The organism is Tardiphaga sp. OK245 (genome assembly GCF_900108575.1).
Classification (GTDB): Bacteria; Pseudomonadota; Alphaproteobacteria; order Rhizobiales; family Xanthobacteraceae; genus Tardiphaga; species Tardiphaga robiniae.
Genome location: NZ_FNWZ01000001.1, coordinates 631,293 through 651,465 on the forward strand (window position 1 = coordinate 631,293; position 20,173 = coordinate 651,465).

The window sequence follows — 20,173 nt, forward strand, 5'->3', positions numbered from 1 at the left end:
GCTCGCAATGACGAAGGATAGGCCTAGACCTTCGTCAGACTTCCACCACGCGCTCCACATGCACGCGGCGGCAATCCATCTCGTATTCGAGATCGACGACCGGCGGACGGTTGAAGTGCCAAGTCAGGCCGTTGCGGAACACGCCGCGGCGGCCGAGTTCGCTTTCCAGCAGAGCATATACGTCGCGCACGGTGTAGAGCTGCGCGCCAGTGGTCTGGTCCCAGGTGCCGGAGAATGCGCTCATGCGGCGCTCCATCTCGTCGAGCACGAACTTGGCTTTTTCCAGCATGCCCGACGGGCTGATGTCGCCGAGGCGTACCGTGTTGTCGCGATAGTCGCCCTTGCCTTCCGCGGCCTCGCCGCTGCCCGCGATGACGAAGGACGCCGGCGCATTCGGCGCGACGGTCGTGAACGAGAAGGCGTGGAAGCCGGGCTCCGACGGCGGATCGATCTTCGGACACACATTGCTGCGCGCGATGGGATTCACGCGATCCTTCATGATGCCCCAGTCTTCGAGGGTCTTGATGTAGATCTCGTTGAAGTCGATGAACCCCTGCTCCGTGAACGGTGCCGGCGAGCGCAACTCGCAGGCTGCGAAGGCGGTCAGCGGCCGGCCGGCGGCCTTGATGATGTCGGCGACTTTCGCGAAGCCTTCCTTCAACGGCACGACTTTGGAGAAACGCACGCGCTCCAGCGCGAAGCCGGGCAGCGCGCCAACGCCGCAGGAATACTGGAACACGCCCGGCATATAACGGTAGCCGCTATTGGGGGCTTCGACGGTCTCAATCATGTTTGCCTCTTCAGGTGAAATCAAAGTCAGTCTTCGAGGACGCCGAGATAGGCGTCGCGAATGATGGGATCGGCTAGCAGCTCGGCGCCCTGCCCGGTACGCACGATGCGGCCCATATCCATGATGTAGGCGTGATGGCAGAGGTCGAGCGCCGTGGTGACGTCCTGCTCGACGAGAAGGATCGACATGCCTTCGCTGTTCAACTGCCGCAGTGCTGCGACGAGCTGCTCGACCAGCAGCGGCGACAGACCGAGCGACAATTCGTCGATCATCAGGAGACGTGGCGCACTCATCAAGCCGCGGCCGATGGCGCACATCTGTTGTTCGCCGCCGGATAGCGTCGCTGCCGCCTGGTTGCGGCGCTCACGCAATTTCGGGAACGTCGTATAGACGCGATCCAGATCGCGATTGAGTTCCGTACGGCTGGCGCTGCGCGAATAGGCGCCCATCAGAAGGTTGTCTTCGATGCTCATGGCGCCGAACAGGCGGCGCCCTTCCGGCACATGGACGATGCCGTGGGCCAGCATCTGCGCCGCTGTCGCCTTCGACAGGTCGACGCCTTCGGAGACATATTTGCCTGATGTCAGCGGGATGAGCCCGGACAGCGCGCGCATCAGCGTGGTCTTGCCGGCGCCATTGGAGCCGATCAATGCGGTGATCTCGCCGGAGCGCACCGCCATGTCGATGCCCCACAGCACCTGGATTTCGCCGTAGCCGGCGCAGACCTCATTCAGTTCAAGCATCGGATGATCAGCCACGGGCGGCGTTCCGTTGTGCATATTGCTGGCCCAGATAGGCATCGACGACGGCGGGATCCTTGATGATGTCGCGCGGCGCACCGTCAGCAATCAGCCGGCCGTTATGCAGCACCGCGATGCGGGTGCAGACATTGAGCACGACCTTCATCAGATGTTCGATCATCACGATGGTGATTCCATCGGCGGCGAGTTGATGAATCAGCTTAGTGGCGCGTTCGACTTCGGCACTGTTGAGGCCGGCATTGACCTCGTCGAGAAACAAGAGCTTTGGCTTCATCGCCAGCGCCTTGGCCAGCTCCAGCCGCTTGCGCATGGCCAGCGTCAACGTTGCCGCGGACTGGTCGGCCTGTGCGTCGAGGCCAACGAATGCGAGATGCGCGCGGGCGGCCTCGCGGGCCGATTTCAGGCTCTCGCCCGGCTGCGAGAACAATGCGGCCGCAGCGACATTGTCGAGCGCCGAAAATTCCGCAAAAGGCTGTACGATCTGGAAGGTGCGCGACAGGCCGAGCCGCGCGGACTGATAGGTCTTGATCCGCGTGATGTCCTTGCCATCGAAAGTCACAACGCCCGAGCTAGCCGGCGTTACACCGCAAATGGTGTTGACCAGCGTGGTCTTGCCGGCGCCGTTCGGGCCGATCAGGCCAACCACCTCGCCCTTGTTGACCGAGAGCGAGACGTCGCTCAGCGCCTTCAACCCGCTGAAGTTTCGCGAGACGTTGCTCAGATGCAGGATTTCGTGACGGATCTCAGACATGCTTTGCCTTTCGTCCGCTGAGCCCGCGCCAGATCTTGCCGGCATGCAGCGAGACCAACCCATGCGGCAGGAACAGCAGCAGCAGGATGATGAGCACGCCCAGCACGCCAGAATGGATCTGGATGTAATTACGCCAGACCACTTCCTCGAGGCCGAGATAGACAAAGGCGCCGCAGACCACGCCGAGCGGCGAGCCAAGGCCGCCCATCAGCGCCATCACGATCGGCTTCACCGAATAGAGGATATCGAACACGTCGGACGGATCGATGTAATGCACCCAGGCCGCATAGAGACCGCCGGCCGCGCCGACGAAACAGGCGGACAGGCCGAAGGCGATGGCCTTGTAGAGCGTGGAATTGAGACCGACCATGTTCGAGGCTGTCTCGTTCTGCCGGATGCAGTTGAGACCGAAACCGAGCTTCGACATCGACACCGCGATGACGACGATCGCGGTGATCAGCAGCAATCCCCACATCGCGTAAAAGAAGAACGTCGCGTCGGAGAGGACACTGGAGCCAGACACCAGCGGGATATTCAGGCCCATGCCGCCGCCGGTGAGGTCGGTGGCGTTGTTGACGAGTTCGCGAAACACCTCGACCAGCGACAGGCTGGCGATGGCGAAGTAATGGCCACGCAGCCTGAGCAGCACGGCGCCGAGCGCCGCAGCCAGCACCAGACACAGCACAAGCGAACCAAGCAGCGACACGGTGAGCGGCACGCCCTTGTTCATGAGAATGCCGGTGGTGTAGGCACCGAGCCCGAAGAAGGCCGCCGTCGCGAAGGACGGATAGCCGGCGAAGCCACCGACGATATTCCATGACAGCGCGAAGATCGCATACATGCAGGCCATGGTGCCCAAGCGCAGCGCATAGGCGTCGCCGAACAGCGGCAGCGATGCTACGCAGGCAATGAGGACGAGAAGCGCGATATTGGTCCGGGTCATTCAAAACCCTTTCGGCCGAGCAGGCCCTGCGGCCTGACCACAAGGAAGATGATGAGCAGGACGAAAGACAGCGTCACCGCATGGGCCGGCCCGAGATAGACCGAGCCGACGCCCTCGACCAAAGCCAGCAAGATGCCACCTGCCAGTGCACCTGACACGCTGCCAAGACCGCCGAGGACACAGACCACGAAGGCCTTGCCCAGATAGGCCGATGAGGTCAGCGGCGAGATCGGGAAGATCAGAGCCATCAGCACGCCGGCGCATCCGGCGAGCGCAGCGCCGAGACCGAAAGCGATGGCGTAGATCGATTTGACGTCGACGCCCATCAGTACGGCGGCATCGCGGTCGAGCCGGACGGCGACAATGGCGCGGCCGACTTTCGAGCGACGCAGCAGCAGATAGAGCAGAAAGGTCAGCGCCAGCGCTGAGGCCGTTGCGATCAGACGGTCGACGGGAACGACGACGTCGAAGATCGAGATCGATCCCGTGGGCGGATTGAGGATCAGCTTCCGGTAGTCGGCCTTGAAGTAATAGATCATCGCATTGTTCAGGATCAGATCGAGCCCGAAGGTCAGCGTCAGCGTCACCAGCACCGGCGCGGTGATGACGCGGTTGAGCAGCAGCCGTTGCAACAGATAGCCGAACACGAAGAAGGCCGGCGCGGCGATCAGCAGCGCATACCACGGCGACAGCCCGAGCGAATTATACGCGCCCCAGGCCAGATAGGCGCCAAGCACGATGAACGAGCCGTGGATCAGGTTGATGACGTTGAGCACGCCCCAGACCAGCGAGAAACCGATCGCGATACAGGCATAGAGACACCCAAGCACGAGTGCATTGATCAGGACCTGAATGGCCAGCATATCGATCCCCCGCCGATCCCAGCCGTGCTCAGTTCACGCCGAGCTTGAAGTCGCCCTGCTTGATGGCGTCGGGGAACAGCACCACGGGCTTGCCGGCCTGGATCTGGAAGACCGGAGGTTCGAGTGAGTTGATCTGGCCATTGGCGCCGAACTTCACCGGCCCCCAGAAGGTCACGACGTCCATCTTGGCGAGTTCGTCACGCACCTTGTCGCGATCCAGCGAACCGGCCTTTTCGATGGCCATCTGGAATAGCGCGCCACAGACGGCAGCCGAAGCGTGGGCATAGTCCGGCTCAAGCTTGTACTTGTCCTTGAACAGCTTCACGAAGTTGGCCGTGGTGCCGAAAATGTCCTTGCCGTTGTACTGTTCGGCCGGATGCCACCACGACGCGCTGGAGATGTTCTCGGCGCTCTGCCCGGCGGATTCGATAAATTCTTGATAGGCCGGACCGGCGATCATGGTCACGACATTGGCCTTCATCTGCTGATCGACCATCTGCTTGCGGATCAGCAAGAGATCGTTGGTGTAGCCGGTGACGAACACCCATTGCGGATTCAGTGACTTGATCTGCGACAGGGTTGCGGAATGATCGAGCGTGTTGATGGCGTATTTCTCGAAGTAAACGACTTCGAGACCGTTGGCCTTGGCGGACTTCTCCATTTCCTGCGCGATGGCCAGCGGAAACAGATCGTTGCGCGCGAGGATCGCGACCTTCTTGACGTCGGCAGCCTTGGCCTTGACGAGCTGCGTCAGCGGCGTGGTCAGCGTGTCGTTCGGGGTGAAGGTGCCGAACAGATATTTGTAGTTCTGATCGTAGACCTGCGACGACGACGCCGTCGCGGCCAGCATCGGCACCTTGTATTTCTCGGCGATCGTGCTGGCGGCCTTGGCGGCGCCCGAACCGAACGGGCCGAACATGAAGTTCACCTTGTCCTGGGTGATCATCTGTTCGGTGGTCTGCACCGAGCGCGGCGTGTTGGACTGATAGTCCGAATAGACGATCTCGACCTTGTACTTCTTGCCGCCGACATCGATGCCGCCGGCCTTGTTGGCCTGCTCGGCCCAGAGGTCATAGCCCTGCTGCTGCTTCACGGCTTCCGGCGCCAGCGGCCCGGTGATCGGCAGCGGCGCGCCGAAGCGGATGACATCCTGCGCGGAAGCGATTGATGAGGTCGCTCCCAAACCGGCCGCAGCCAGCAGGAGGGATGCGGAAAAAGCCGAGACAGCAAGCCGGGGATGAAACATCCAAATTCTCCATCGATGACGGGACCGTGACCTGATCAAAACTCTGTCAAATTTAGATTTCGAATAAAAGCATTGAATTTCGATGTGAGAGGTCTGAAAATCAGAACGCTAGTCAGGTCCTGCCATCGCGCTGGGCAGCCAGCCGCGAGGGACTGACGATGATCGAATCCACCGCCATTCGCTATTTTCGCGTGGTTACCGAGTCCGGATCGATCAAACAGGCGGCCGCAGCGCTCCGCATCGCCCCCTCCGCCATCAGCCGGCAGGTGCAGGGGCTGGAGGAGGAGCTTGCGGTCAAGCTGTTCGAGCGCGGCGCGCGCGGCATGAACCTGACCGATGCAGGCCACGTGCTCTATCGCTATGCAGTCGAGAACCGCAGCCAGCTCGACGGGCTGCGCAGCCAGGTCGAGGAATTCGCATCGCTGCGCCGCGGCCAGGTGAAGATCGCCACCGTCGAAGGCATGCTGTCGAGCTTCCTGCCCAACTCTTTCGTCGACCTGTCGCAGCAATATCCGGGGATCGCGCTATCTGTCACCGCCGTGGGCGCTCGCGATGTGGTCGAGATGGTCAGCCAGAACGAGGTCGATCTCGGCCTGATCTTCGGCCGTGCGCCACGACGCGATCTGATCGAACTCGGACGCATGCGACAACCGGTATGCCTGATCGTCGCGCCCACGCATCCGCTGGCCGGCCAGAACTCATACGCGATGAAGGATCTCGCAGGGTTGCGCGTGATCCTTCCGGATCCATCGTTCGGCATTCGTCAAGAACTCGACAAGTCCTGCGCACAGGCCAGCGTGCGGCTGGAAATATGCAGCGAGACCAACTCGCTGGCCTTCACCCAGACCGTCGCTGCCCGCACCGACCTTGCGACCTTCCTGCCGATGGTCTCGGCGACGGCAGCGATCAACGCCGGCGCGCTTGTCGCCATCCCGCCGCGTGACCGCCGGCTAGAATCAACGCAGGTGACGCTGGTGCAGTCGGCCGCACGCATGGCGTCGCCATCAACGCGACTGGTCGCCGAGATGCTGGTGGCGCAGATGAAGGACAGTGAAGAAGGGTAGACGCCTTAAGCAGCGAGCTTTCCAGCCAGCACGCGGAAACGCTCAAGCTGATCCTGCTTCAGCGCGCGGGTCTCATCACGGCCCACGAAGACCTTGAACATCACGCCGCCATCGACATTGAGGAATGCGACGAAAGCCGACGACTTGCCCATGAACGGCCGCTCGACAAACGCGACGCCGCCGCAGCGCTCATGACGCAGATGGCCATGCAGGCCCTTCGGCTGTGTCAGATTGTAGTAGCCATGACCGATGGCGCCCGGCGACAGCGGTGCAGTCGTCTCGAAGATGCCGTCGTCGGTGTGAACGATCAGCGTCACCTCGCCCCACTCGGCGATATCCGTCATCGCCGTGACGAACGCGTCAGCGCCGCCGCCGATGGTCACCATCCCCTCGGGCAGCGCTTCCAGCACCGCACGCGCCGTGACGCCCCGCTCGCGCGCAACGGTCTCGATCACGGCGCCTGGATTCTCCGCCATATAGGTCTTCAGCGCGGCGAGATCCGTATTCAGCATGAGATGGCTCCGTGATCGATCGTTGATGTGAGACGCAGTGCCTGCAATCAGGCCGCAGCGCTCTTGCGGCGCTCGGACTGGATCACTTCGAAACCCTCGAACTTGGGGTGACCGAGATAGAGGCTGGCGCCTTCCGACTTATTGTCCGCGCGGGCATGCGCCTTGCGGAACTGCTCGGACTTGGTCCAGCCCTCGAAGTCCGCCTTGCTGGCCCAGACCGTATGCGACGAATACAGCGTGTGATCCTCGGCCACCGGCCCCTTCAGCAGGCTGAACTCGATGAAGCCCGGCAATTCCGAGAGATAGGATTCGCGGGTCGCCCAGATGTTTTCGAAAGCGGCTTCGGATCCGGTTTTGACCTGAAAGCGGTTCATGGCGATGAACATGGATGTCTTTCCTTTCGTGACGTCGAGAACCTATCATAACCGAAATCGCGCCCGGACATGAGCGCGATTCCTTGGAGGCTGGTGGATGCAGATGGCGATTATGCGCCGCCGAAATGCACGTTGATGCCACCCTTATAAACGATGCCCGGACCAGGCGCAGTCCAGAGAACGTCGTTCTGAGTGGTGCCATCGGCACCCGCGCCTGGAATGGCGTAGGGGCGATAGTACTGATTCAAGATGTTGTCGACGCCGAAGTTGAGGGTGATATCTGGCGTGGGCTGATAGGCCACGTACAGATTGACCAGATCGTAGGCGGTCGATGGTACATAGCCGACTGGGATATCCGTGTTGGCACCGACCGAGGCCCACTGAGCCGAGATGACCAGCTTGCGATCCAGCAAGCGGACACCGCCGGTGGTCGTGACCTTGCGCGGCTGGATCGTCGCCAGACCAACATTGGTCTGGGTGTTCTTGCCGCGCTGAAGCGTGGCGCCGACACCCAGGAACCAGTCGCCTGCATCATACGATGTCTCGGCTTCGAAGCCCTCGATCTTTGCCGAGGCGATATTCTGGTACTGGTAGAACTGGCTGAACAGGCCCGGAATCGGGAAGCCCATGAAGGTCAGCGGCGAAGCGACCGGGGTCGACGCAACCAGATCGATATAGTCGTCGACATCGTTGCGGAAGAAGTTGAACTTGGCACGGAAGCTATCGCCCGCCGTGAAGATGCCGTTGTACTTCAGATTGACGCCGACTTCCTTGTTCTTGCCGACTTCAGCACGCAGGTTCGGGTTCGGTCGGAAGCAGAACAGACCTGAGGTGCCATCGGGACAGTTGAACAGCGTCGGACCGCCACCGGTGGCATGACCACCCGCGATCAGCGTCTCTGTGATCGACGGCGCGCGATAGCCCTCGGCGTAGCTCACATAAGGCGTGAAACCAGCAACCGGCGTAACGCCGACGGTGATCTTCGGCGAAAGGCGATCGCCGCTCGACGAAGTTGTTCCGGCAACCCCTGTGCCCGACGAATTCAGTTCGTAGTGATCGTAACGCAACGCGCTAATGACTTCGAGCCAAGTCGAGTAGTTGTTCTTCAGCTGAATGAAGCCGCCGCCCACCGTCCGGTCGCCGCTCGGTGTGGTGATATTGGAGTTGCCTCGGGAATCGAAGGTCGAGACCTTGTCGTTGAAGACATCGAAACCGTAGGTGACGGCATTACGCCATCCGCCGACATCGAAACGCGAGGTGTTGTTGACGTCCACGCCGATCGTATCCAGCAGGTAACCCCGGCGATCACCGACGCAGCCAGAGATATTGTTGCCAGGGTTAGCGAGCGTACACGTGCCTGAACCCGCGGTGATGCGATTATTATAGGTCTTGACCTGATCGTTGTCGGTGCGATTGCCGTACAGCGTGGCGTTCCAGTCGAACAACATGTCATCCGGCTTGGAGTACTTCCAGGTCACCGTACCGGTATAGGTCTTCGCCGTAGATCCATAGACCGACGAACCGGCGATGGCCGCAGCCGGCGCCGCCGTGGTGGTCCCGCCACGGTTCATCTGACCGATGCTGTACTGATAGTCCTGGAAGATACCGCCGAACTTGATCTCGTGACCATCAGCAGGACGGACCGTCAGCTTCATCAAGCCGGCGGCAATATCATTTCCCGTATTGCCAATCTCGGTACCGGCGCCATCCTTGTAGTTACCCTGCGTCCGGTAAACCGCGCCGCCAAACACGTCGACGGACGGGTCGACACGCACGCCGCCGAATACCGAACCCATGCCACGGGCATTGTTGGAGCCGTAGGAGCCGCTCATATCGACGCCCCAACGCTCGCCCGGCCGGAGGACGTCATTGATGTCCTTGGTGCGGAACGAGGCCACGCCGCCGATGGCACCAGAGCCGTAAATATTGGCAGTCGGGCCGCGGGTGATATCGATGCCGCCGATCAGCTCGGGATCGAGAAAGAACGAGCCATTCGCATTGTGACCGGAGCGCTGATAGTTCTGGCGAGCGCCGTCAACGACAACGGCGACACGTCCGAAATCCTGCAAGCCGCGGATATTGATCGCCGTGGACGGATCATCGCCACGATCCTGCATCCAGACACCGGGGACATTGTAGAAAAGCTGGCTCAGCCGGCTCGGCTGCTGCAGCTGGATCTGCTCCTGCGTCACGACGCTGACGGGCGCCAGCGCATCGATGGCGCGCTCCTGGGTCTTCGAAGCCGTCACCGTGATTTCATCGAGTGACTGGCCGCTGCGGCTGGCCTGCGCATTGGCGTTAGCCACCTGCGCTGGCACGGCCGCCGGCTTGGCGGCTGCACGCTTCTTCTTGGCGGGTTTCGGCTTTTGCGGCTGCACGTCGCCTGCCTGCACGGCGGCCTGTGCCAAGGCGGTCTCGGAGACCAACGCCCCCATTGATACGATCGACACACCCAACAACAAGGCGCGCGTAGTCATGCCCCCAAGAGCCATAGCCTAATCCCCAAACACAAATTTCAACGGATCGTGGCTGGCTGGCGCTGCACGAGGCAGTGAGCTTGCTGGCTCTCGAATGCGACTCGGGGACCCCTGCCACCAAGTTGCCATTTTCGATTACGGTTCATTAACGGGGGGGTCAAGCAATCCCCGCCCTGTTTATACTGATTATAGACTGCAGTGCTTGGCGATGAGGTGCGACAAAACCTATAACGATGACAGAGACTTTTACGGATGGGATAGATCGGCGCTATGGATACGGGTTCTCACGACGGCAGCGCTGCCGCTCACGCCAAATCCTCAGCCGGACGCAATGTGGTCATAAATGGCGACCGGATGGACAGCAAGGAACTGTTCGCGGATCAGCGTGAGTTGCTGATTACGCATGGCGACGAGACTTATCGCCTGCGCCTGACATTCCAGAATAAACTGATCCTCACCAAATGATCACCGGCCTCCCTGTTCGACGTCATCGCATCGCACATGCGCTGCAATGTGTAGTGCTTGCCAGCACGCTGGTACTGTCAGCCGCGGCCGCGGCGGAAGACGCCGTTGTGCGCGACGCACGCGGACGCGACGTCACCATCGGCCACCCGACCCGCATCGTCTCAATCGGCGGCGCGGTGACCGAAATCCTTTATGCCCTCGGCGCTGACGACCGTATCGTCGCCGTCGATACGACCAGCCTTTATCCGCCGAAGGCCATGGCCGACAAACCCAATGTCGGTTACATGCGGCAACTCTCTGCGGAAGGCGTATTGGGGCTGAATCCGCAACTGGTACTGGCGATTGCGGGCTCCGGCCCAAAGGAAACCATCGACGTCATCGACGCCGCCAAGATTCCGCTCATCATGGTGCCGGATACGTTCACCGAAGCCGGCATGGTGGAGAAGATCCGGCTGATCGCCAAGGTCGCGGGTGTCGAGGCACGCGGCGAATGTCTCGCCAACGCCGTGGCCGGCGATCTTGCCGCGCTGCGTGAATTGCGCGCCAAGGTGAAGACCCCGCCACGGGTGATGTTCGTGATGTCCTTCCTCGATGGCCGCGCCATGGTCGCAGGCCAGAAGACGGCAGCCAACGAGATCATCAAACTGGCCGGCGGTGTGAATGTCGCGGACAGCTTCGACGGCTACAAGATCATGAGCGATGAAGCCATCGCCGCAGCCAAGCCGGATACCGTGCTCTCGATGGAGCGCGGCAAGGATACGCTGCAGGCCGACACCGTGTTTGCCAGCCCGGCATTCGCACTGACGCCGGCCGCGAAGACCAGGAGCCTGGTCGCCATGGATGGCCTCTATCTGCTCGGCTTCGGTCCGCGCACGGCCGCCGCCGCACGCGACCTCGCCGTCAAGCTCGACCCGGCGCTGTCGTCCGAGGCTGCAACGTTCAAGCCCGTCTCGCTCGCCGTCAACTGCCGCCAATAAGATGAGCGCTGCCGACGCCAAGCTGACTGCGTTTGTCAGAACGACCGGTCGGGTGCGTCGCCCTGCCACCGTTATCGTGTTGTGCGGCCTGCTCGCGGCACTGCTGCTGACGGTGCTGCTTGCCGCCACCGTGGGTGCCGCCGGTATCCCACTGTCCCGCCTGCCCGCAGCACTTGGCCTCGCGGCCGCCGATCCCGGCAATCAATTTGCCGCGCGCGATCAGCTGATCCTGTGGTCGATCCGGATTCCGCGCATTGCCATCGCCGCCATGATCGGCGGCATGCTGGGCGCCGCCGGCGCGATTATGCAGGGCCTGTTTCGCAATCCCCTCGCCGATCCGGCGCTGGTGGGCGTCTCCAGCGGCGGCGCATTTGCAGCAGCCGGCGCCATCGTCATCAGTGACAGCCGCTTTGCGCATTATGTGCTTTTTCTGCAGCCCTTCCTGCTGCCGCTGGCCGCCTTCATCGGCTCGCTGCTGACGACCATCATTCTGTACCGGATTTCCAGCCGCAGCGGGCGCACCTCCATCGCGCTGTTCCTGCTCGCCGGCATTGCCATCGCCGCGATCGCCAATGCGGGCATCGGCCTTCTGGTGTTCATCGCCGACGACCGGCAATTGCGCGACATCACGTTTTGGCTGCTCGGCTCGCTCAGCGGCGCCACCTGGAGCAAGGCGGCAACGATTGCACCTATGCTGGCGCTGGGCCTGATCGGGATGCTGTTCACCAGCCGCGGCCTCGACGTGCTGATCCTCGGTGAGTCCGAGGCCTTCCATTCCGGCGTCGATGTCGAGCGCCTCAAGCGCATCTGCATTGTGCTGGTGTCGGTCATGACCGGCGCGGCGGTGTCTGTCTGCGGCGTGATCGGCTTCGTCGGCATCGTCGTGCCACACCTGCTACGGCTGATGATTGGACCGGGTCATCGGTTGTTGCTGCCGGCATCCGTCGGTCTCGGCGCGAGCCTGCTGGTCGGCGCCGACACGCTCGCCCGCACCATCGTGGCGCCGGCCGAGATGCCCATCGGTATCCTGACCGCCGCGGTGGGCGCGCCGATCTTCCTGCTGATCCTGCTGCGCCAGCGCGGGCTGGTGGGGCTGTAACGCCGATGGCCGACGCGCCCATCCTCACAGCATCCGGCCTGTCGCTGACCATTGGCCAGGCCACGCTCCTCAATCACGTCGATCTCGCCATCACCAGCGGCGAGATGGTTGCCATCGTCGGTCCCAACGGCGCCGGCAAGTCGACGCTGCTGCGCCTGCTGTCGGCCGATCTGCGTGCGTCGCGCGGCGCCATCACGCTGAAAGGCCGCGACCTCCACGCCTGGTCGCCCGCCGAACTAGCGATGCGGCGCGCGATGCTGTCGCAACATGTCAGTGTGAGCTTTCCATTCACGGTCGAGGAAGTCGTGCAGATGGGTCGGGGCAGCCTGCCGCTGGCTTCTGCGCAATCGCTCGTCAATGCCGCCATCGATGAAGTGGGCCTTGGCGACTTCCGTCATCGCGAATTGCCGACGCTCTCCGGCGGCGAGCAACAGCGCGCGCATTTCGCGCGCATCCTCGTACAGCTCGCCTGCGGTGAAGCTGTGCATGGTCCTGGCATCCTGTTGCTCGACGAGCCGACATCATCGCTCGATCTGCGTCACCAGATCGAACTCGTCGAAATTTCGCGGCAGCGTGCACGCAACGGCACAGCCGTGATCGCAGTGCTGCACGATCTCAATCTCGCGGTTCGGTTTGCGGATCGCATCATCGTAATGCGCAACGGCGCCGTTGCAGCGGAAGGAACGCCTGCGGAAACGATCACCAGCGATGTGATCCGCCGCGTGTTCGATATCGACGTCGTCGTTGCACGAACGGACGATGGCGCGCCCTATCTGCTGCCGCAGATGATGCAGCAGATTGCGACTTCAACTTCCGTAGCGGGTTAGCTGCAGTTCTGCCGAGCGCATCAGCCTGCGCAGGCATGCATATGCATGAGTAACATTGTTGCTCACGGGAACTCACTTTTATCTGAACCCCTGGTGAACTCACGCATTGCCCTCCTGTCGCAACCAAACCACGGAGGCTCCCCCATGGGTTATGCACACAGGTCGACAGCGCTGGTGGTCGAGAACGACGAAGCACAACGCACACTGGTCAGCCTGCTGCTCGAAGAGAGCGAGATGAACGTTATCGAATGCGAAAGCGCGGAGGCGGCCGTGCTGGTGCTGGAGGAATCCGGCGACAATGTTGCGATGGTCTTCACCGACGTGGAACTTGCGGGCATGATGGACGGCATCGAGCTCGCTTATCTCGCCAAGCAACGATACCCCGATATGCATGTGATCGTGACCTCAGGTGCGCCTCGCGTGCGTCGGCTGCCCGACGGCACACTGTTCATGGCCAAGCCATGGAGCCCGATCGATCTGCTCCGCGCCGCACAACAATCGTTTCACTGATACAGGTCAAATCGGCCCGCGCGGACCGGCGGATGCCGCCCGCGTGGGACCGTCTTGCATTGCTGCAGCGCAACGCCGATAATTCGGCGATCACACCTGCAGCAGCAAGGGTTTCATGCCGTTCGACCTCCTCATTCGCAACGCCACGCTTCCCGACGGCCGCATGGGCCAGGATATCGCCATTGAATCGGGCCGTATCGTCGCGGTGCAGCCCAATCTGGCGGGAGAGGCCGGACGTGCGATCGATGCCGCCGGGCACCTGGTCTCGCCGCCATTCGTCGACATCCACTTTCACATGGATGCGACGCTATCGCTCGGCCTGCCGCGGCTGAATGTGTCGGGTACCCTGCTCGAGGGCATCGCGCTGTGGGGCGAATTGAAGCCGCTGCTGACCTATGAGGCCCTGGTCGAACGGGCTCTGCGCTATTGCGATCTCGCGGTGGCACAGGGCCTGCTCGCGGTGCGTACCCATGTGGATATCTGCGACGACCGGCTGCTGGCTGTCGATGCGCTGCTCGACGTCAAGAAAAAGGTCGCGCCCTATCTCGATCTCGAACTGGTCGCGTTCCCACAGGACGGCTATTTCCGCTCGCCCACGGCTGCGCAAAATCTTGCGCGCGCGCTCGATAAGGGCGTCAGCATTGTCGGCGGCATTCCGCATTTCGAGCGGACCATGGCCGATGGCGCCGCGTCGGTGAAGGCACTCTGCGAGATCGCCGCCGCGCGCGGACTGCGCGTCGACATGCATTGCGACGAGAGCGACGATCCGCTCTCGCGCCATATCGAGACCCTCGCCTATGAGACCCAGCGGCTGGGATTGCAGGGCCGCGTTGCCGGCTCGCATCTGACCTCGATGCATTCGATGGACAACTACTATGTCTCGAAGCTGCTGCCGCTGATCGCGGAAGCCGGCGTCGCCGCGATCGCCAATCCGCTGATCAATATCGTGCTGCAGGGGCGCCACGACAGCTATCCGAAGCGGCGCGGCCAGACCCGCGTGCCGGAGATGCGGCCCTACGGCATTAACGTGGCCTTCGGCCAGGATTGCTGCATGGATCCATGGTATTCGCTGGGCTCGGCGGACATGCTGGAGGTCGCGCATATGGGCCTGCATGTCGGGCAGATGACCAGCCGCGATGCGATGCGCTTTTGCTTCGACACCGTCACGACAAATCCCGCTGCCATCATGGGCCTCGAAGGTTACGGCCTCGATGTCGGCTGCAACGGCGACCTCGTACTGCTACAGGCCCGCGACCCTATCGAGGCAATCCGGCTGAAGGCGACACGGCTCGCGGTCGTGCGCCGCGGCAAGGTGATCGCCGAAACGCCAGCACGGATCGGCCGACTCGCGCTCGATGGCCGCCCGGCATCGGTCGATCCCGCCGCTTACGCGCCGCCGAGCTGATATATTCGACATCCTTTCCTCACATCGTCCGGTAGCATGACATCATCTTCCCCCAAATCCCTGCGCGTTGCCGTCATCGGCGGCGGCGTGGCCGGTGCGTTTGCCGCGCTCATTCTGGCGAAGCTGCCGCAGATCGGGACGATCACCGTACTGGATCGCGACGGCGCCTTCGGGCGCGGGCTCGCCTATTCCGCGAAAGCCAAGTGGCACCGCATCAACGTCCCAGCCTCAAAGATGGGCGGACTCGGCGCCGAAGATAACGGCTTCGTCGAATGGTTGACGGAGACGGGCCAGGCAAACTGGCCGGACTATTCAACCTCATTCGTGCCCCGCCGGGTCTATGGCGACTACATCTCGACGAAGTTCAACGAATTGACGGGCAGCGGACGCGTGACGCCGCGGCAGGATGTGGCTCTGAGTGTGACGCGGCAGGGCGATGGCTATCGCGTTGCGACAGCATCGGGCGCGACCATCGACGCCGATCTGGTGTTCCTCTGTCTTGGCAACCAGCCGCCGTCGCCATTTCCCGGCATCGAGGCATCGCCGCGCTCGATCACTAATGTCTGGGCGCCGGGCGCGCTCGATCCGATCGGCAATGACGATCGCGTGCTGGTCATCGGCACTGGCGCCACCGCCGTAGATATGGTGATCGATCTCGTCCATCGCGGCATGCGCGCGCCCATCACGATGGTCTCGCGGCGCGGATTGCTGCCGCTGATCGACGTGCCGGCGCAGACCGATCCAGATCCGATGAACTCATTCCCGGTACCCACCGCACGCGGGCTTCTGGCGGCATTGCTCAGGGACACCCGCCGCAAGGTTGCCGCGGGCATTCCATGGCAGACGATGGTCGACACGTTTCGATTGTCCATTGGTGAACTCTACAGGAACGCCTCTGAGGCCGAACGTGCCCGCTTCGCGCGGCATCTGCGCGCGATCTGGATGGTGCATCGGCATCGGCTGGCGCCCGACGTCGCCGAACTGCTGGAAGAGTTACAGCGAGACAAGCAGCTCGATGTGATCGCGGGTCGCATCACCAGTGCAGTTGCGACACCGTCGGGACATGACGTGACCATCCGCAAGCGCGGACACGGCGAGACGATCAACCTCGCCACCAACTGGATTCTGAACTGTACCGGCCCGGAAGAGCACTATGATCGCCTGGGCGATCCGCTCATCAAGTCGCTGCTCGCAACCGGGCAAGCGCGGACCGGCTTCAACGGCCTCGGCCTCGATGTCGCCCCAACCTGCGAGCTGCGTGACAGCGCCGGTCATGTCCAACCCGGCTTTTATGCCATCGGCCCGGCGACACGCGGCGCGTTCTGGGAAGTGACTGCGGCATCCAATATTCGGCGGCAGTTGCTGGCCGTGAGCGAGCAGTTGAAGACGCTCTAGCCCTTCCGCCACGGCACGATGGCGCGCTCCAGCGCGTCGAAGCCGGCATTCATCACAAAGCCGATAATCGCAATGACAAACAGGCCGACATACATGGTCTGGACGTCGAACAGCTCCCACGCATTCCAGATCATGTAACCGAGCCCCTGCTTGGCGCCGACCATCTCGGCGATGGCGATCAGCACCAGCCCCATGCCCGCGCCGAGCTTGATGCCGGTCATGATCAGCGGCAATGCGCCGGGCAGCGCCACGGTGCGAAACATGTTGAAGCGGCTCGCGCCAAAATTGCGGCCAACATCGAGGAAGATCGGTGCGATCTGGCGCACGCCGGCCGCCGTGTTGATGACCACCGGATAGAACACGCCGATCGCGACCATGGCGATCTTCGAGCTTTCACCGAGACCGAAGATCAGCAGGATCAGCGGCAGCAGGGAGCTCTTCGGAATTGGATAGGTCGCCGAGATCAGAGGATCGAAGGCTGCACGTATCGGTCGATACAGGCCGATCGCGAGCCCGATCACGATCGCTGGCACGCAGCCAACGACAAAACCGGCAGCGAGGCGATAGAGGCTGGCTCCCACATGACGCCACAGCGCGCCGGAGGAAGCGAGTTCAGACAGATGCCCAATGATGTTAGAGGGCGCCGGAAAGAACCTGACATCAACGATGCCGGTGCGCGCGCAGATTTCCCACAGGCCCAGCAGCACCAACGGTGACAGGATGCTGATGGCGCGGTCGCTCCACAGTGAACGGGTGCGAACCGAACTCATGCCTTGCTCCCCGGCTCGCGGCTGCGCGCGCGATCGACCTCTTCACGCAGCTGCGCCCAGATATCATAGACCAGCTCGCCATAGGCCGGCGTGTGCCGGAGTTCGACGACATTGCGCGGCCGCGGCAAGTCGACCGGCACGATGGTCTTGATGCGGCCGGGGCCAGCCGTCATCACCATGATGCGATCGCCGAGCGTCACGGCTTCATCGACGCTATGGGTGATGAAGACCACGGTCTTGCGGGTCTCTTCCCAGATCCGCAGCAGCTCTTCATGCAGCAACGTCTTGTTTTGTTCGTCGAGCGCCGAGAACGGCTCGTCCATCAGCAGGATATCGGGATCGTTGGCAAACGCACGTGCGATGGAGACGCGCTGGCGCATGCCGCCGGACAGCTGATGCGGATAAAGCGTGCGCGCGCCATACATGCCGGTCTTGTTCAGATAATGCCCGACCACGTCATCGATGCGCGCCTTCGGAACATTGCGCATCGTCAGGCCATAGGCCGCGTTGTCCCAGACGGTCATCCAGGGAAACAACGAGTCCCCCTGGAACACCATGGCGTTCTGCGGATGGCCGGGCTGCGGATTGGCGATATCGATCCGGCCTTCCGATGGCGCATCCAGTCCGGCAAGCATGCGCAGCAAGGTCGTCTTGCCGCAGCCGCTTGGACCGACCACCACAAAGAAGGTGCTGGCCGGGATATCGAGCGTGATCCGGTCCAGCGCCAGTTGCGTATCGTGCCGCTTGGTGACGTCGCGCAGGCTGATCTTCGGCGCGGGCACCGGCCCGCTATCCCCGATTGCTGCTGTCGACATCTGCACCGTCATCGCCACGCTTCTCTTCACCGTTTCACTTGGGCCGTGCGAACGGCCCCAGGACTGGCTTCAGTGCATCGACATAGGACATGTCGACGACCTTGGCTGCCTCGATGTCGCTGGTGACCAGCCCGCGCGACTTGAAGTAAGCGAGATCGGTCTCGACACTGGGCAGATTGATCTGGCCGTCGGGATCGATGAACACCGGCACGATCTGATGCAGCAGCGCCGTGTCCTTGATGCCCGTCATCTCGGCAATGTCCTTGATCATGTCCTCGGCGCCGGGCCCCGCGATCTTGCCGTCCTTCAGCGTCGCAGCATAAGCGCGCACCCCGCGCAGATAGGCCTTGAGAAACGCCGTCACTGTTTTGCGGTCCTCGGCAAACTTGCCATTGATCAGCAGCATGGCGGTCTGCTGCACCGGATAGAAATCGTCGAGGCCGACGAAGCGCACGGCGGCATTGTTGCGCACCATCGCCGTCACGCCCGGCTCCGCTGAAATCGCCGCGTCGATCGCCTTGTTGGCGAAGGCGGTGAGATGCTGCGGGAATGGCAGGAAGACCTTTTCGATGTCCTCGTCCTTTAGCCCGGCCTTCTTCAGCGCCTGGTTGATAACGGACTCGTCCGCCGCGCCATTGGCGATGATCGCGACCTTCTTGCCCTTGAGATCCGCAAGCGACTTGAAGGCGCCAGACTCGATCAGATCCTTGCGCACCATCAGCGCCTTGTAGCTATAGCCCGCGATATTGGTGCCTTTGTCCGCCACCATCTTCAGCTTGAGGCCGCGATTGACAGCATTATAGAGCCCGGCGGAGGCCGCGCCTGCCGATGCGTCGAGATCGCCTGCGCCGAGCGGCGCAACCATCTTGGCGCCGGAGTCGAACGGGATCAGTTCAACCTTGACGCCCTCTTCCTTGAAGTAGCCGCGCTTCTCCGCGAGAAACAACCCGATATCCGATGACAGGTTTGTCGTCCCGACCTTGACCGTCTTCATCTCCTGGGCGTTCGCAAGACCCAGTATCGGCATCGCAACACCGGCGGCAACAAGCAGACGTTTCAGCATGATCGGTCCTCTTTATCTCGCATGAAGATGATACGGCAGAACGCACCGCAGCTCAGGGCAAACGTGGAAACAGACGCCTCGGATTGGTTTCAGTAATCAGTTCTATATCGGCAGCGGAAAAGTCCGCAGCCTTGACGCTGGCGAGAGGATCGCGATCCGCCGGTGGGAAGGACTCGTCAGTACCGAGCGCGACACGTTCGATACCCACGGTATCGGCGAGGAAACGCAACGCTTTCGGCGCATGCACGATGCTGTCATAGCCGATGCGCGAGGCGTAGGCCGACGGGTCGCATTGCGCGACGTCGCCCTGTCCCGCGCGATCCATCCGCGCATGCATCACGTCGAAACGGCCCAGCAGATAAGGAAATGTGCCGCCGCCATGGCTGAGGACGATCGAGAGCGCCGGGAAGCGATCGAGCACACCCGAGAAGATGATCGAGCCGATGCCGAGCGTGGTGTCGAACGTATATTGCGCAATCTGCGTCAGCGCGAATTTCGCGGCACGCGGCGCAGCATCCACCAGCACGGGATGCAGGATGACTGGCAGTTCCAACGCTTCCGCCTTGGCCCAGAACGGATCGAGCGGCTTCTCGCCGATATTGACGCCCTCAACATTGGCCGGGACCATGACCGCAACCGCGCCGAGGCCAACGGCACGATCGAGCTCAGCCGCGGCATCGGCCGCATCGACCAGCGGCACCGATGCGACAAAGGAAAAGCGGTCGCTGTTCGTATGGCACCACTCTCCCAGCGTATCGTTGAGCATACGATGCCAATGCGCGCAGGCATCTTTCGCCAGACCGTAGCCGTAGATATCAGGCCATGTGGCGACGAGCTGCCGGTCGAGACCCTGGCGGTCGAGGCTGGCACGGCGTTGCTCAACCGGCTCGACCAGTTGCGGGAAGAACGGCCGAACCCTGAAACCATAATCGAAGCCGAGGGCCGGCGGCTTGCCATTCCCAGCTGGCAGCAGCCTCACGCCGCAATAGGCGCCGCGGCCATCGATCGCGGACAGCAGCTGCGGCGGCACATAATGGGCGTGGATATCGATCGGCACAATCGGTCC

Annotated in this window: 21 protein-coding genes; 8 read left to right on the top strand and 13 right to left on the bottom strand. The window is 62.3% G+C overall.

Features of this window, described 5'->3' with window-relative positions; genetic code table 11:
• Nucleotides 1-34 precede the first annotated feature (34 nt).
• Genes cnbZ through BLW80_RS02860 form a run of 6 tightly spaced genes read right to left on the bottom strand, consistent with a single transcriptional unit; the run spans nt 35 to nt 5,354 of the window.
• Nucleotides 35-790 carry a 2-amino-5-chloromuconate deaminase CnbZ gene (cnbZ, locus tag BLW80_RS02835; protein WP_093756734.1) on the bottom strand — a complete coding sequence of 252 codons (756 nt, stop codon included), beginning with the start codon at nt 788-790 and terminating at the stop codon, nt 35-37.
• Nucleotides 791-816: 26 nt separating this feature from the next.
• Nucleotides 817-1,533, bottom strand: coding sequence for an ABC transporter ATP-binding protein (locus BLW80_RS02840; protein WP_170849556.1), 717 nt, complete (start codon nt 1,531-1,533; stop codon nt 817-819).
• Between the two features lie 7 nt (nt 1,534-1,540).
• Entirely contained in the window at nt 1,541-2,302 is a 762-nt protein-coding gene (locus BLW80_RS02845) for an ABC transporter ATP-binding protein (RefSeq protein ID WP_089265320.1), read from the bottom strand.
• Complete coding sequence (locus BLW80_RS02850) at nt 2,295-3,245, bottom strand: branched-chain amino acid ABC transporter permease (RefSeq protein ID WP_093756736.1); 951 nt, start codon at nt 3,243-3,245, stop codon at nt 2,295-2,297. Before BLW80_RS02850 ends, BLW80_RS02845 begins: the two co-directional genes overlap by 8 nt.
• Nucleotides 3,242-4,108 (bottom strand): branched-chain amino acid ABC transporter permease, encoded by an 867-nt coding sequence (locus BLW80_RS02855; protein ID WP_068735300.1) that lies wholly within the window; start codon nt 4,106-4,108, stop codon nt 3,242-3,244. The genes BLW80_RS02850 and BLW80_RS02855 overlap by 4 nt, the downstream gene beginning before the upstream one ends.
• 28 nt (nt 4,109-4,136) lie before the next feature.
• Nucleotides 4,137-5,354: an amino acid ABC transporter substrate-binding protein gene (locus BLW80_RS02860; RefSeq protein ID WP_093756737.1), complete on the bottom strand. Its 1,218-nt coding sequence runs from the start codon at nt 5,352-5,354 to the stop codon at nt 4,137-4,139.
• Nucleotides 5,355-5,512: 158 nt separating this feature from the next.
• Here BLW80_RS02860 and BLW80_RS02865 point away from each other — a divergent pair, with 158 nt between their 5' ends.
• The gene (locus BLW80_RS02865) at nt 5,513-6,418 is read left to right on the top strand and encodes a LysR family transcriptional regulator (protein WP_093756738.1); all 906 of its coding nucleotides are present in this window, start codon (nt 5,513-5,515) and stop codon (nt 6,416-6,418) included.
• Between the two features lie 5 nt (nt 6,419-6,423).
• Here BLW80_RS02865 and hutX read toward each other — a convergent pair whose 3' ends face one another.
• The 3 genes from hutX to BLW80_RS02880 all read right to left on the bottom strand — a co-directional run bounded on the left by hutX (nt 6,424) and on the right by BLW80_RS02880 (nt 9,796).
• On the bottom strand, nt 6,424-6,930 hold the full coding sequence (gene hutX / locus BLW80_RS02870; protein ID WP_093756739.1) for a heme utilization cystosolic carrier protein HutX: 507 nt from the start codon (nt 6,928-6,930) through the stop codon (nt 6,424-6,426).
• Nucleotides 6,931-6,977: 47 nt separating this feature from the next.
• Nucleotides 6,978-7,316, bottom strand: a complete 339-nt coding sequence (hmuQ, locus tag BLW80_RS02875) for a heme-degrading protein HmuQ (protein ID WP_068735293.1) — start codon at nt 7,314-7,316, stop codon at nt 6,978-6,980.
• Between the two features lie 98 nt (nt 7,317-7,414).
• Nucleotides 7,415-9,796, bottom strand: a complete 2,382-nt coding sequence (locus tag BLW80_RS02880; protein WP_170849557.1) for a TonB-dependent hemoglobin/transferrin/lactoferrin family receptor — start codon at nt 9,794-9,796, stop codon at nt 7,415-7,417.
• A 255-nt stretch (nt 9,797-10,051) separates the two neighbouring features.
• On the opposite strand from BLW80_RS02880, the gene hemP reads away from it, so the two are divergent.
• From hemP to BLW80_RS02915, 7 genes are all read left to right on the top strand, one after another.
• On the top strand, nt 10,052-10,246 hold the full coding sequence (gene hemP / locus BLW80_RS02885) for a hemin uptake protein HemP (protein WP_068735289.1): 195 nt from the start codon (nt 10,052-10,054) through the stop codon (nt 10,244-10,246).
• On the top strand, nt 10,243-11,223 hold the full coding sequence (locus tag BLW80_RS02890; RefSeq protein ID WP_093756740.1) for a heme/hemin ABC transporter substrate-binding protein: 981 nt from the start codon (nt 10,243-10,245) through the stop codon (nt 11,221-11,223). The genes hemP and BLW80_RS02890 overlap by 4 nt, the downstream gene beginning before the upstream one ends.
• A gap of 1 nt (nt 11,224) precedes the next feature.
• Nucleotides 11,225-12,322: a FecCD family ABC transporter permease gene (locus tag BLW80_RS02895; RefSeq protein WP_093756741.1), complete on the top strand. Its 1,098-nt coding sequence runs from the start codon at nt 11,225-11,227 to the stop codon at nt 12,320-12,322.
• A 5-nt stretch (nt 12,323-12,327) separates the two neighbouring features.
• Nucleotides 12,328-13,149 (top strand): heme ABC transporter ATP-binding protein, encoded by an 822-nt coding sequence (locus tag BLW80_RS02900; RefSeq protein ID WP_093756742.1) that lies wholly within the window; start codon nt 12,328-12,330, stop codon nt 13,147-13,149.
• 144 nt (nt 13,150-13,293) lie between these two features.
• The gene (locus tag BLW80_RS02905) at nt 13,294-13,659 is read left to right on the top strand and encodes a response regulator (protein WP_089265330.1); all 366 of its coding nucleotides are present in this window, start codon (nt 13,294-13,296) and stop codon (nt 13,657-13,659) included.
• Nucleotides 13,660-13,774: 115 nt separating this feature from the next.
• Nucleotides 13,775-15,064, top strand: coding sequence for an amidohydrolase family protein (locus BLW80_RS02910; RefSeq protein ID WP_093756743.1), 1,290 nt, complete (start codon nt 13,775-13,777; stop codon nt 15,062-15,064).
• Between the two features lie 36 nt (nt 15,065-15,100).
• The gene (locus BLW80_RS02915; RefSeq protein ID WP_093756744.1) at nt 15,101-16,459 is read left to right on the top strand and encodes an FAD/NAD(P)-binding protein; all 1,359 of its coding nucleotides are present in this window, start codon (nt 15,101-15,103) and stop codon (nt 16,457-16,459) included.
• Here the strand turns inward: BLW80_RS02915 and BLW80_RS02920 are convergent.
• From BLW80_RS02920 to BLW80_RS02935, 4 genes are read right to left on the bottom strand one after another with little or no spacing between them, the layout of a single operon-like run.
• On the bottom strand, nt 16,456-17,229 hold the full coding sequence (locus BLW80_RS02920) for an ABC transporter permease (RefSeq protein ID WP_093756745.1): 774 nt from the start codon (nt 17,227-17,229) through the stop codon (nt 16,456-16,458). The genes BLW80_RS02915 and BLW80_RS02920 overlap by 4 nt on opposite strands.
• Entirely contained in the window at nt 17,226-18,044 is an 819-nt protein-coding gene (locus BLW80_RS02925) for an ABC transporter ATP-binding protein (RefSeq protein ID WP_093757320.1), read from the bottom strand. The genes BLW80_RS02920 and BLW80_RS02925 overlap by 4 nt, the downstream gene beginning before the upstream one ends.
• 34 nt (nt 18,045-18,078) lie before the next feature.
• On the bottom strand, nt 18,079-19,107 hold the full coding sequence (locus tag BLW80_RS02930) for an ABC transporter substrate-binding protein (RefSeq protein WP_093756746.1): 1,029 nt from the start codon (nt 19,105-19,107) through the stop codon (nt 18,079-18,081).
• Nucleotides 19,108-19,159: 52 nt separating this feature from the next.
• A complete protein-coding gene (locus BLW80_RS02935) occupies nt 19,160-20,164 on the bottom strand; it encodes an amidohydrolase family protein (protein ID WP_170849558.1) in 1,005 nt (334 codons plus the stop codon).
• Nucleotides 20,165-20,173 lie beyond the last annotated feature (9 nt).

Coding starts and splice junctions, on each gene's coding strand:
- cnbZ (WP_093756734.1), bottom strand. CDS start 790: ATGATTGAGACCGTCGAAGCCCCCAATAGCGGCTACCGTTATATGCCG.
- BLW80_RS02840 (WP_170849556.1), bottom strand. CDS start 1,533: ATGCTTGAACTGAATGAGGTCTGCGCCGGCTACGGCGAAATCCAGGTG.
- BLW80_RS02845 (WP_089265320.1), bottom strand. CDS start 2,302: ATGTCTGAGATCCGTCACGAAATCCTGCATCTGAGCAACGTCTCGCGA.
- BLW80_RS02850 (WP_093756736.1), bottom strand. CDS start 3,245: ATGACCCGGACCAATATCGCGCTTCTCGTCCTCATTGCCTGCGTAGCA.
- BLW80_RS02855 (WP_068735300.1), bottom strand. CDS start 4,108: ATGCTGGCCATTCAGGTCCTGATCAATGCACTCGTGCTTGGGTGTCTC.
- BLW80_RS02860 (WP_093756737.1), bottom strand. CDS start 5,354: ATGTTTCATCCCCGGCTTGCTGTCTCGGCTTTTTCCGCATCCCTCCTG.
- BLW80_RS02865 (WP_093756738.1), top strand. CDS start 5,513: ATGATCGAATCCACCGCCATTCGCTATTTTCGCGTGGTTACCGAGTCC.
- hutX (WP_093756739.1), bottom strand. CDS start 6,930: ATGCTGAATACGGATCTCGCCGCGCTGAAGACCTATATGGCGGAGAAT.
- hmuQ (WP_068735293.1), bottom strand. CDS start 7,316: ATGTTCATCGCCATGAACCGCTTTCAGGTCAAAACCGGATCCGAAGCC.
- BLW80_RS02880 (WP_170849557.1), bottom strand. CDS start 9,796: ATGGCTCTTGGGGGCATGACTACGCGCGCCTTGTTGTTGGGTGTGTCG.
- hemP (WP_068735289.1), top strand. CDS start 10,052: ATGGATACGGGTTCTCACGACGGCAGCGCTGCCGCTCACGCCAAATCC.
- BLW80_RS02890 (WP_093756740.1), top strand. CDS start 10,243: ATGATCACCGGCCTCCCTGTTCGACGTCATCGCATCGCACATGCGCTG.
- BLW80_RS02895 (WP_093756741.1), top strand. CDS start 11,225: ATGAGCGCTGCCGACGCCAAGCTGACTGCGTTTGTCAGAACGACCGGT.
- BLW80_RS02900 (WP_093756742.1), top strand. CDS start 12,328: ATGGCCGACGCGCCCATCCTCACAGCATCCGGCCTGTCGCTGACCATT.
- BLW80_RS02905 (WP_089265330.1), top strand. CDS start 13,294: ATGGGTTATGCACACAGGTCGACAGCGCTGGTGGTCGAGAACGACGAA.
- BLW80_RS02910 (WP_093756743.1), top strand. CDS start 13,775: ATGCCGTTCGACCTCCTCATTCGCAACGCCACGCTTCCCGACGGCCGC.
- BLW80_RS02915 (WP_093756744.1), top strand. CDS start 15,101: ATGACATCATCTTCCCCCAAATCCCTGCGCGTTGCCGTCATCGGCGGC.
- BLW80_RS02920 (WP_093756745.1), bottom strand. CDS start 17,229: ATGAGTTCGGTTCGCACCCGTTCACTGTGGAGCGACCGCGCCATCAGC.
- BLW80_RS02925 (WP_093757320.1), bottom strand. CDS start 18,044: ATGTCGACAGCAGCAATCGGGGATAGCGGGCCGGTGCCCGCGCCGAAG.
- BLW80_RS02930 (WP_093756746.1), bottom strand. CDS start 19,107: ATGCTGAAACGTCTGCTTGTTGCCGCCGGTGTTGCGATGCCGATACTG.